Raw genomic sequence first — 11,666 nt, forward strand, 5'->3', positions numbered from 1 at the left:
GGCACCGGATTACCGTTGTGTGTACGAGCAGCTGGGACGATGAACTGACCAGAAAAACTGAGGAGACATCCGGTGTCCGCGAATTTGGACGTGTCGTTACCGCCGTTGGTCGAGCCGGCCGCCGAGCTGACGCGTGAAGAGGTGACGCGCTACAGCCGGCACCTGATCATTCCGGACGTCGGTGTGATCGGGCAGAAGCGGCTGAAGAACGCCAAGGTGCTGGTGATCGGGGCCGGTGGGCTCGGCTCACCGACCTTGCTCTACCTGGCTGCGGCGGGGGTGGGCACCATCGGCATAGTCGAGTTCGACGTGGTCGACGAGTCCAACCTGCAGCGCCAGATCATCCACGGGCAGTCCGACATCGGCCGGTCCAAGGCGCAGAGCGCCAGGGATTCGGTTTTGGAGATCAACCCGCTGGTGACGGTGAATCTGCATGAGTTCCGGTTGGAACCCGACAATGCGGTGGAGCTGTTCAGCCAGTACGACCTGATCCTGGACGGCACCGACAACTTCGCCACCCGATATCTGGTCAACGACGCCGCGGTGTTGGCCGGCAAGCCCTACGTATGGGGTTCGATCTACCGGTTCGAAGGCCAGGTGTCGGTGTTCTGGGAGGACGCCCCCGACGGGCTGGGCCTGAACTACCGCGACCTCTATCCCGAGCCGCCGCCACCGGGCATGGTGCCCTCGTGCGCCGAGGGCGGGGTCCTGGGCATCCTGTGTGCCTCGATCGCGTCGGTGATGGGTACCGAGGCAATCAAGCTCATCACCGGAATCGGCGAGCCACTGCTCGGCCGGCTGATGGTGTACGACGCGCTGGACATGACCTACCGCACCATCCGAATCCGCAAGGACCCGGCGACTCCCAAGATCACCGAGTTGATCGATTACGAGGCGTTCTGCGGCGTGGTGTCGGACGCTGCTGCCGAGGCCGCTGCCGGATCGACGGTCACCCCGCTGGAGCTCAAGGAACTCATCGACTCCGGGAAACCGTTGGCGCTGATCGATGTCCGCGAGCCCGTCGAGTGGGATATCAATCACATCGAGGGCGCCGAGCTCATCCCGAAGCCGACGTTCGAATCGGGTGACGCATTGGCCAAGCTCCCGGTGGACCGAACACCGGTGCTGTACTGCAAAACCGGAATACGGTCCGCAGAGGTGCTCGCCATCGTCAAGAAGGCCGGATTTTCCGACGCGGTGCACCTGCAGGGCGGAATTGTGGCCTGGGCCAAGCAACTCGAGCCCGACATGGTGATGTACTGACGACTGGTTTGCCGGTCAACACCTTAGGCTGAGGCTGTGACTGTGGAACGGCCGCCGGAACATGTGCTGGCGGCGTTCGGCCTGTCCGGGGTACGCCCGGTACCGCTCGGCTCAGGCTGGGAGGGTGGCTGGCGCTGCGGCGAAGTGGTGATGTCGATGGTGCCCGAGCACGCCCGTGCGGCGTGGTCGGCCAAGGTTCGGGAATCGCTGTTCATCGACGGCGTGCGGCTGGCCCGCCCGGTCCGCTCGACGGACGGACGCTACGTGGTCGCCGGGTGGCGTGCCGACACCTTCGTCGCCGGCACGCCCGAGCCCCGTCACGACGAGGTGGTGTCGGCCGCGGTCCGGTTGCATGAGGCCACCGCGAAATTGGAGCGACCACGCTTCCTCACCCAACCGCCCGTCGCGCCATGGGCCGACGTCGACGTGTTCATTGCCGCCGACCGGGCGGCCTGGGAGGACCGGCCGCTGCATTCGTTGCCGCCCGGCGCCAGGGTCTCGCCCGGGTCGTCGGATGGCCAGCGCTCGGTCGAGCTGATCAATCAGTTGGCTGGCCTGCGCAGGCCGACCAAGAGCGCGAGTCAACTGGTCCACGGTGACCTTTACGGCACAGTGCTTTTCGCCGGAACGGCCGCGCCGGGAATCACCGACATCACCCCCTACTGGCGGCCTGCTCCGTGGGCCGCAGGCGTGGTGGTGATCGACGCGCTGTCCTGGGGCGACGCCGATGACGGATTGGTCGAGCGGTGGCAGTCGCTGCCCGAATGGCCGCAGATGTTGTTGCGGGCGTTGATGTTCCGCCTGGCCGTACACGCGCTGCACCCGCGATCCACCGCCGCGGCCTTCCCTGGCCTGGCGCGCACGGCTGCGCTCATCCGGCTGATCCTTTAGCTCACCGTCCGCTCGCGCTAGAAGGCGTGGCGATACTCGGCCAGGCGGACGCGCCCGTCGACGGCCAACACCCCCTCGGCGCGCAGCCGCTCCAACTGCCGGGTGGCCAGGTGCGGCGCCGGGCGCCCCGACGCCGGAATCACCCGGTGCCAGGGCAGGTCCGAGGAATCGGTCCGCATGATCCAGCCGACGATCCGTGGACTGGAAAGCTCGGCGGCATCGGCAATGTCGCCATAGGTCGACACTTTTCCCGACGGGATCGCGGCGACCAGGGTGCGCACCAGCTCCACCTGCTCCTCGGTGACGGCCGGCATCGTCAGCCCAGCTGTTCGAGGATCAGCTTCGCGGTGTCCGCCGGCTTGGCCTGGGCCACCATGTGATCGCAGTCCCAATCCAGCAGCGTGAAATCCGGGCCGAGCTGCCCACTCAGCGCGCTGATGAGACCGTCCCGCGCATACGGTGGGCTGGTACGGGTGGCGCGGACCAGAACGGTGGGAGTGCCCTTGCGCGGCAGTGCAACCGGGCGCGCCAGCTCACTCCAATACGACATCATGGCCGGGATGCTGATCCGCCACGCGTAGCGTCCGCCCGGTAGTTCGACGAGGTGCTCGTCGAGGTCACGGTCCAACTCCTCCGGCGCGACCTCGCCCCACGACCCGTTCGCCTTCTCGGCGCGTGCCTCGGCGCGGTCGGGATAGTCCGGAGAGGCCAACATGGCATCGGCGATCTCCCGCATCCATTCGCCGTCGAGTTCCACCGCGGGGTCCAACAACACGAGCCCGCTCACCAGATGAGGATGTGCGGCAGCCAGATTGAGCGCCACCGCACCGCCGAACGAATGCCCGACCACCAGGGTCGGACCGTCCAACAGTGACGCAAGGGCCTCGACATTGGCATCGAGCGTCCACGGGGCGGCCCAAGATGAGCGGCCGTGCCCGAGCAGATCGGGGGCGAGTACCGCCACCTCGGGCAGGTGTTGCTCGGCCAAGGTCTTCCAGCGTTCGCCGTGCCCGGTCAAGCCGTGGATGAGCAACAGCCGGGTCGGCTGCGCGGGACCGTAGTGGTGGACGTTCAACTTCGCGGCTGACATCCGTTCATGCTGCCAGGAGCCGCAACCGCTACTTGTCGTGCCCCTCGCTCCAATCCGCTCCGCTACTTGTCGTGCCCGCCGCTCCAATCCGCTCCGCTACTTGTCGTGCCCGCCGCTCCAATCCGCTCCGCTACTTGTCGTACCCCTCTGGTGTCATCTCCTCCATGACCACACACCACGTCGAACCGGCACTGGCGGGCAGCGAGCTGCTGGTACCGGGGCGCGGCGGGGTGGTGCGGGTCCTGGGCGGGCCGGGCACCGGCAAGAGCTCACTGTTGATCAGCACCGCGGTCGACCACATCGCGGCGGGCACCGACCCCGAGTCGGTGCTGTTGCTCACCGGCTCGGCCCGGCTGCGGGGCGAGGCCAGGGCCGCCATCACCGCCCGCCTGCTCGGTGCGGGCACTCACGGCGTGGTGCAGGAACCGATGGTGCGCACCGTGCACTCCTATGCGTTCGCACTCCTGCGGCTGGCGGCTCAGCGCAACGGTGATCCGCCGCCGCGGCTGATCACCACCGCCGAACAGGACGGCATCATCCGGGAACTGCTGGCCGGCGACCTGGAGGACGGCACGGATTCCCCCGTTGGCTGGCCGGAACAGCTGTGGCCGGCGCTGAGCACGGCGGGCTTCGCCACCGAGCTGCGTGATCTGATGGCACGCTGCACTGAACGCGGTGTGGATCCACGCGCCCTGCAGCGGCTGGGTCGGTCGGCCGGGCGCCCGGAATGGTTGGCGGCGGGCCGGTTTGCCCAGGCCTACGAGCAGATCATGCTGTTGCGTTCGGCTGTCGGTATGGCCGCACCGCAGGCCACGGTCCCCGCGTTGGGGGCGGCCGAACTCGTCGGTGCGGCGCTGGAGGCCCTCGGGACCGACGCGGATCTGCTGGCCGCCGAGCGGGCTCGGATCAGCCTGCTGCTGGTCGACGACGCCCAGCACCTCGATCCGCAGGCCGCGTTGTTGGTGCGGGTGTTGGCGGCCGGGGCGGGGTTGACCGTTATTGCCGGTGACCCCGACCAGACGGTGTTCTCGTACCGCGGCGCCGATCCGGTGTTGTTGCGCGATCACGGCGGGGACGACGCCCCGGCGATCATTCTCACCCAGTCGCACCGCTGTGCCCCCGCAGTCGCTTCGGCGATCTCGGGCATCGCTCGCCGCCTGCCTGGTGTGGGGGCCGGCCGCGCGATGGAGGGCAACCCGGAACGCGGGCAGGGCGAGGTGACCATGCGGTTGGCGGCCACGCCGCATGCCGAGAACGCCTACATCGCCGACGCTTTGCGCCGTGCCCATCTGGTCGACGGCGTGCCCTGGTCCGAGATGGCGGTGGTGGTCCGCTCGATTCCACGGGTGGGTGCGGCCCTGGCGCGGGCACTGAGCGGGGCCGGGGTGCCGGTGCAGGCCGCGGGCACTGACCTGGGGCTGGCGCAGCAGCCTGCGGTCGCCGCCTTGCTGACGGTGTTGGAGGTGACGGCATCCGGGAACCTGGACGGTGACAGCGCCGTCAGTCTGCTCACCGGTCCGATCGGCCGAGTCGACCCGGTGACCCTGCGGCAGTTGCGACGGGCGCTGCGGCGTGCCGATGGTTCCACGCCGCCAAGGGGTTTCACCGATCTGCTCGTGGCCGCGATCGATGCGGAGCCGGCCGGCTTGTCGGCCGAACACGTCAAGCCGCTGCGCCGGCTGCGGTCGGTCCTGGCCGCCGCTCGCCGCAGCGAGCGAGACGGCGCGGATCCGCGCTATACCCTGTGGCAGGCCTGGAATGCCTGCCGGTTGCAGCCGCGTTGGCTGGCGGCCAGTGAGCGCGGCGGCACCATCGGGGCACAAGCCGACCGCGACCTGGACGCGATGACCGCGCTCTTCGATGTGGCCGATCAGTATGTGAGCCGCACCGCGGGAGCGTCGCTGAGTGGGCTGGTGGACCACGTGGCGACATTGGGGTCGTCGATGTCGGCCTCAGATGCGAGCCCCAGGTCCGACGCGGTCTCGGTGCTCAGCGCGCACGCCGCACTGGGCCGCGAGTGGGATTTCGTGGTGATTTCTGGTGTGCAGGAAGGGTTGTGGCCCAACACCATTCCGCGGGGCGGCATCCTGGGGACGCAGAACCTGGTGGATGTTCTCGACGGGGTGGCCGCCCCGGATGAGCGCGTGGTGTCGACTCGGGCGCCCCTGCTCGCCGAGGAACGGCGGCTGTTGATGGCGGCCATGGGCCGGGCCCGGATCCGGCTGCTGGTAACCGCGGTCGACAGCGACGGTGGGGACGAATCGCTGCTGCCGTCACCGTTCTGTGCCGAACTGGCCGAGGTGGCAACGGAATCGGTGTCACTTCCGCCATTGGCCGCACCGCGGGTACTGCTGCCTTCGGCGGTGGTCGGTCGGCTGCGGGCCGTCGTGTGCGCACCGGAGGGCGCCGTCGACGACGAGTCCCGGTCCTGTGCGGCAACTCAATTGGCCCGGCTGGCCGCGGCGGGGGTTCCAGGGGCTGATCCTTCGCAATGGCACACGATGACGCCGTTGTCCACCGAGGAGCCGCTGTGGTCGGAGACCGACGGCGTGCTACCTGAGGTTGTCTTGTCACCGTCGACGCTGCAGATGCTCACCGACTGCCCGTTGCGTTGGCTGCTGGAGCGCCACGGCGGCGGTGACGGACGCGACGTGCGTTCGACAGTCGGGTCGTTGCTGCACGCGCTGGTCGCCGATTCCGGCAAGACCGAGGGCCAACTGATCGACGACCTGGAAAAGGTGTGGGAAGACCTGCCTTTCGAGGCGAAGTGGTATTCGGACAATGAGTTGTCGCGCCACCGCGAGATGCTCGAAACCTTCACCCGATGGCGTACGGACACCCGGGGCCAGTTGACCGAGGTCGCCGTGGAGATCGATGTCGAGGGGGTGCTCGTCGAGCCGGGGTCCGACGGGCCGGGTGTCCGGGTGCGGGGCCGGTTGGATCGCCTTGAGCGTGACCAGGCGGATCGGCTCGTCGTCGTCGACCTGAAGACCGGTAAGAGCCCCGTCACCAAGGACGACGCCCAGAAGCACGCCCAGCTGGCCACGTATCAGCTTGCGGTGGCAGCGGGATTACTGCAGCACGGCGATCAGCCGGGCGGGGGCCGGTTGGTATACCTGGGCAAGGCGGGCGCGGCGGGCGCCACCGAACGCGAACAGGACCCGATGACACCGGACACTCGTGCCGACTGGCTGGGCACGGTCAGCAGCGCGGCGGCGGCCACCGCAGGACCGCAGTTCGTGGCCCGCGTCAACGACGGCTGCGCGCACTGCCCGGTGCGTTCGTCGTGCCCGGTCCAGGCTGCCGGGGATCGGTCATGACGGAAACCGCGCAGGCCCGCGTGCGATACAGCCCGGCCGAGTTGTCCACTGCACTGGGTCTGTTCCCCCCGACCGAGGAGCAGGCCGCGGTCATCGCCGCGCCGCCCGGGCCCTTGGTGGTCATAGCGGGGGCAGGTGCCGGTAAGACCGAGACCATGGCGGCCCGGGTCGTCTGGTTGGTAGCCAACGGTTATGCCACGCCGTCACAGGTGCTGGGCCTGACCTTCACCCGCAAAGCCGCCGGCCAGCTGTTGCGCCGGGTGCGGACCCGGTTGGCCCGCCTCGCCGGTGCCGGTCTCGCGCCGGTGACCGTCGGCGCCGACGAGATCGCGACGGTCAGTACCTATCACGCGTTCGCCGGCACTCTGCTGCGCGAGCACGGGCTCCTCCTCCCGGTCGAACCGGATACCCGGCTGCTGAGCGAGACGGAGCTGTGGCAGCTGGCCTTCGACGTGGTGTGTGCGCACCCGGGAGAGCTGGCCATCGACAAGACCCCGGCCGCCGTCACGGGCATGGTGCTGCGGCTCGCAGGCGCGCTGGCCGAGCATCTGGTCGACACCGATCAACTCCGCGATACGCATGTGGAGCTCGAGCGGTTGGTGCACTCCCTGCCGGCCGGTCCGTACCAGCGTGACCGCGGGCCCAGCCAGTGGCTGCTCAAGATGCTGGCCACCCAGACCGAACGCACCGAACTGGTGCCGTTGATCGATGCGTTGCACCAGCGGATGCGCACCGACAAGGTGATGGATTTCGGTATGCAGATGTCCGCTGCGGCGCGGCTGGCTTCGAATTTTCCTCAGGTCGGTGAGCAACTGCGGCAACGTTTCCGGGTGGTGCTGCTCGACGAGTACCAGGACACCGGGCATGCGCAGCGAGTAGCGCTGTCCTCGCTGTTCGGCGGCGGCGTCGACGAGGGCCTGGCGCTGACCGCGGTGGGCGATCCGATCCAGTCGATCTATGGCTGGCGGGGCGCGTCCGCGACGAACCTACCCCGGTTCACCACGGACTTCCCGCAGGTCGACGGGTCTCCCGCCCCGACGCTGGAACTGCGGACCAGTTGGCGCAACCCGCCGAGTGCCCTGCATCTGGCCAATGCGGTGTCGGCCGAGGCGCGCCGCCGGTCGGTGACGGTGCATGAGCTGCGGCCCCGTCCCGACGCTGAGCCGGGCACCATCCGGTGTGCACTGCTGAATGATGTCGAGACCGAACGTGACTGGGTGGCAGATCATCTGGCGCGGATCCACCACGGTGCGGTGGCACAGGGGTCGGCCACACCGACCGCGGCCGTACTGGTGCGGCGCAACGCCGACGCCGCGCCGATGGCCGAGGCGCTGAGTGCACGCGGGGTTCCGGCCGAGGTGGTCGGGGTGGCCGGACTGCTGGCCGTACCCGAGGTGGCCGATCTGGTCGCGACGCTGCGGTTGGTGGCCGATCCCGCGGCAGGCTCCGCGGTGATGCGGGTGCTGACCGGACCGCGGTGGCGGTTCGGTGCGCGGGATATCGCCGCTCTGTGGCGCCGGGCCAGGGAACTCGACGACCGGCCGGTGGGGGAGCCCAGCGCTGCTGAGATCGTGGCCCAGGCCGCCCCCGACGCCGATTCGGCCTGTCTGGCCGACGCGCTCTGCGATCCCGGTGCCGCCGAACACTATTCGCCGGCCGGCTACCGGCGGATCGGGGCCCTCGGGCGCGAGCTGACCATGTTGCGTGCACACCTGAGCCACCCGCTGCCCGAGTTGGTGGCCGAGGTGCGGCGCGTCGCCGGATTGGACGCCGAGGCTCGCGCGGCCCGCCCGGTGGCCGCGGGCTGGTCCGGGACCGAGAACCTCGACACATTCTGCGATCTGGTGGCCGATTTCGCCGGACGATCAGGTGGGTCCGTACTCGCGCTGCTGGCCTATTTGGATGTGGCCACCGAGGTGGAGAACGGCTTGGCGCCGGCGGAGTTGACGGTGTCGCACGACCGGGTGCAGATCCTGACCGTGCATGCGGCCAAGGGACTGGAATGGCAGGTGGTCGCCGTTCCGCATCTGAGCGGCCGGGTGTTTCCGTCGACGGCCTCGGCGCGCACCTGGCTCAGCGATTCGTCGGATCTGCCTCCGCTGTTGCGCGGGGATCGGGCGACCGAGTCGGAGCTGGGTGTACCGGTTCTGGACACCTCCGACATCAACGACCGGAAGATCTTGTCGGACAAGATCTCCGATCACAAGCGCAGCCTTGAACAGCGCCGTATCGACGAGGAGCGCCGGCTGCTCTACGTCGCGATCACCCGCTCGGAGGACACCTTGCTGATCTCCGGGCATCACTGGGGTGCCACCGAGAGTAAGCCGCGTGGCCCCTCGGAGTTTCTGTGCGAGATCAAGGCCATCGTGGAAGATGCTGCTGCGCAGGGTAATCCGTGCGGCGAGATCGAGCAGTGGGCTCCCGATCCGCCGGCTGGCGAGGTCAACCCGTTGCGGGACAAGGCTCTCGAAGCGATCTGGCCGGCGGCCCCGGCGAGAGAGAACGACGTCGACCGTGGTGCGGCACTTGTGGCGCGGGCGCTGGCCGGTGAGCGTGGGGCCGATGCCGGCTCAGACGAGACCGGCGAGGCCGCCGAAGCCGTCGCCGATGCCGCCGGGGAGGGCTGGGCCGCCGACGTCGATGCGCTTCTTGCCGAGCGGGATCACGCACCGCAGGTCGCCCCGCTTGAGGTGCCCGGCCAGTTGTCGGTCAGCACACTGGTGGAGTTGAGCCGCGATCGGCAGGCCGCGCTGCAACGCCTGCATCGCCGGTTGCCGCAACGTCCGGATCCGCATGCGCTGCTGGGCACCGCCTTCCACGAGTGGGTGCAGCGGTACTTCCACTCCGAGCGTCTGTTCGACCTCGACGATCTACCCGGCGCGATGGACAGTGACAGCGGGCGCGCCAGCGCGGCCGAACTGTCCGAGTTGCAGGACGCATTCGTCATGTCGTCGTGGGCCGCACGTACCCCGATCGAGGTGGAGGTGCCGTTCGACATGGTGATCGGGACGACGAGAACCACCATCGTGCGCGGCCGGATCGACGCGGTCTTCGCGCACGATGACGGGACCACCACCGTGGTCGACTGGAAAACCGGAGACCCTCCGACCACTCCGGAATCCCTGGCGCAGGCTGCGGTTCAGCTGGCGGTGTACCGCCTGGCCTGGGCGGCGCTACGCGGGTGCGCGCCGGAATCGGTGCGGGCCGCGTTCCACTACGTGCGCTCGGGGCGGACCGTCAGTCCCGAATCGCTGCCAGGGGAGGACGAACTCGTCGCTCTGCTGACCGATCCCGCCTCGTCGAGCACTGCGCAGGAGCACTAGCCGTCACCAGCTGAGGTCAAGTTGGCGATCTCGGATCCCCACACCGATCGCGCTCCCAGATCGCCGATGCGGTAGATCTGAACGATCGAGGCAACTCCCACCAGAACGGCGGCCGCCCCGACGACCCCGTGGTAGATCAGCCGCCGGCTGTCATCGCGGCGTTCGGCGAAACGCACACCCACCAGCGCCAGCGCGACGACCAGCAGTGCGAGCGAGAAGTAGATCATGGTGTCGCCGCGCTCGGCGTGCTCTTGCAGGACGGCATCTTGAGCGGGCCGCAGGTCGTAGAGCCATTCACCGGCGTACGTGGTGAGCGGCGTCAAAACCGTTGTCACAACGGCCAGGATGAGCGTGAGCCACAGCAAGTGGCCTCGGCGGGCGGCGGGCCACAGTGCGCACAGCATCTCCAGTACCGCGGTCAACGGTACGAGGATGACCAGCGCGTGGACGAGAAGAACGTGGGCGGGTAAGCCGTTGATGACTGTCACGGAACTCCTTGGCTGGTCGGATGATCGACGAGGTCAGGTGATGGTGCTCCCCACCAACAGACCGATCAGATAGGTGATCGCCAGGGCCAGGCCGCCGCCGATCACGTTGCGTAGCACAGCGCGTCCTTTTGGTGCCCCGCCCAGCCCGGCAGACACCGCTCCGGTGAGCATCAATGCCAGCAATACCGACACCACAGTCACGGGGATCCGCAATGTCGTCGGCGGGATCAGGATTGCGATCAACGGCAGCAGCGCACCGATGGTGAACGACAGCGCCGATGACGTAGCCGCCTGCCACGGATTGGTCAGATCCTTGGGATCGATGCCCAATTCGACCTCGGCGTGCGCAGCGAAGGCGTCGTGGTCGGTGAGTTCTTCGGCCACGGTGCGCGCCGTCGCCGTCGACAGGCCCTTGGCCTCGTAGAGCGAGGTCAACTCGTCCAATTCGGCGGCGGGGTCATCGCTCAATTCGAGGCGTTCCTTGCTCAGCAGCGCGCGTTCGGTGTCACGTTGCGTGCTCACCGAGACGTATTCGCCCAGCGCCATCGAGACCGCTCCGGCGGCCAGGCCGGCGATGCCGGCGGTCAGAATCGGCGCCTGCTCCACCGTCGCGGCGGCCACGCCCACCACGATGCCGGCCGTGGAGACGATTCCGTCGTTGGCACCCAAAACCCCAGCGCGAAGCCAGTTCAGTCTCGATGCCAGTGAACCCACGTGCGGCTCGGACGGATGGCTGGGATTCGGCACGATCCCGACCATATCGACCAAAATTGCACGCCACCAGCAACGATAGCCTTGCCAAACTTGGCTCCGGATGCTTCCCGGCGCCGGGCCCGAGACGAAACCGGTTGGAGCCCAGGCGTTCTGGCCGGGTCGGTTAGGTGTTGCGGTAGATCCGCAGGGCCGAGGTGATCATCGGGATCTGCAGCGGCAGTCGGGCGATCGCCCCGATGCGCATCGGCCATGGCTTGTCCCACCACAACCGGACCATGTTCACGTTCCCGGGAAACACCGCGACGAACAGGGTGATCGCGGCCAGTGCACCCAGCCGCCGGGTGCGGGGCACGGCCAGGAGGGCTCCGGTAGCCACCTCACCCACGCCGGAGGCGTAGGTGTAGAAGCGGGCGCTGCCGGGCAGCTCGGCCGGAATGATCGAGTCGAACGGTTTGGGGGCCACGAAGTGCAGCACCCCCATGCCCACCAGTAGGGCAGCCATGCGTTGGGCGGCGGGTGCGGAGGAGATCCGCTGAGTCTCGGGTGCGGTCATGGTTACATTGTGGCGTGCGTCTGA

Annotated in this window: 9 protein-coding genes; 4 read left to right on the plus strand and 5 right to left on the minus strand. The window is 68.5% G+C overall.

The window, feature by feature from the left end; genetic code table 11:
• The first annotated feature begins 84 nt into the window (after positions 1–84).
• Entirely contained in the window at positions 85–1,263 is a 1,179-nt protein-coding gene (gene moeZ, locus ACZY08_RS12335) for an adenylyltransferase/sulfurtransferase MoeZ (RefSeq protein ID WP_088304606.1), read from the plus strand.
• A gap of 36 nt (positions 1,264–1,299) precedes the next feature.
• Positions 1,300–2,154 (plus strand): TIGR02569 family protein, encoded by an 855-nt coding sequence (locus ACZY08_RS12340; RefSeq protein WP_463744582.1) that lies wholly within the window; start codon positions 1,300–1,302, stop codon positions 2,152–2,154.
• Between the two features lie 17 nt (positions 2,155–2,171).
• On the opposite strand, the gene ACZY08_RS12345 is transcribed toward ACZY08_RS12340, so the two are convergent.
• The gene (locus tag ACZY08_RS12345; RefSeq protein ID WP_463744581.1) at positions 2,172–2,468 is read right to left on the minus strand and encodes an MGMT family protein; all 297 of its coding nucleotides are present in this window, start codon (positions 2,466–2,468) and stop codon (positions 2,172–2,174) included.
• Positions 2,469–2,470: 2 nt separating this feature from the next.
• Positions 2,471–3,244: an alpha/beta hydrolase gene (locus ACZY08_RS12350; RefSeq protein WP_463744580.1), complete on the minus strand. Its 774-nt coding sequence runs from the start codon at positions 3,242–3,244 to the stop codon at positions 2,471–2,473.
• 164 nt (positions 3,245–3,408) lie between these two features.
• On the opposite strand from ACZY08_RS12350, the gene ACZY08_RS12355 reads away from it, so the two are divergent.
• Together ACZY08_RS12355 and ACZY08_RS12360 are read left to right on the plus strand one after the other, a co-directional pair.
• The gene (locus ACZY08_RS12355) at positions 3,409–6,564 is read left to right on the plus strand and encodes an ATP-dependent helicase (protein ID WP_463744579.1); all 3,156 of its coding nucleotides are present in this window, start codon (positions 3,409–3,411) and stop codon (positions 6,562–6,564) included.
• Positions 6,561–9,887 carry an ATP-dependent helicase gene (locus ACZY08_RS12360; protein WP_463744578.1) on the plus strand — a complete coding sequence of 1,109 codons (3,327 nt, stop codon included), beginning with the start codon at positions 6,561–6,563 and terminating at the stop codon, positions 9,885–9,887. The genes ACZY08_RS12355 and ACZY08_RS12360 overlap by 4 nt, the downstream gene beginning before the upstream one ends.
• On the opposite strand, the gene ACZY08_RS12365 is transcribed toward ACZY08_RS12360, so the two are convergent.
• From ACZY08_RS12365 to ACZY08_RS12375, 3 genes are all read right to left on the minus strand, one after another.
• On the minus strand, positions 9,884–10,375 hold the full coding sequence (locus ACZY08_RS12365) for a DUF2231 domain-containing protein (protein ID WP_463744577.1): 492 nt from the start codon (positions 10,373–10,375) through the stop codon (positions 9,884–9,886). The two genes, ACZY08_RS12360 and ACZY08_RS12365, sit on opposite strands and share 4 nt — an antisense overlap.
• 33 nt (positions 10,376–10,408) lie before the next feature.
• A complete protein-coding gene (locus ACZY08_RS12370) occupies positions 10,409–11,134 on the minus strand; it encodes a VIT1/CCC1 transporter family protein (RefSeq protein ID WP_463744576.1) in 726 nt (241 codons plus the stop codon).
• A 118-nt stretch (positions 11,135–11,252) separates the two neighbouring features.
• Positions 11,253–11,642, minus strand: a complete 390-nt coding sequence (locus ACZY08_RS12375; protein WP_463744575.1) for a DoxX family protein — start codon at positions 11,640–11,642, stop codon at positions 11,253–11,255.
• Positions 11,643–11,666 lie beyond the last annotated feature (24 nt).

The sequence above is a fragment of the Mycobacterium sp. IDUB_9 genome (assembly GCF_055419505.1).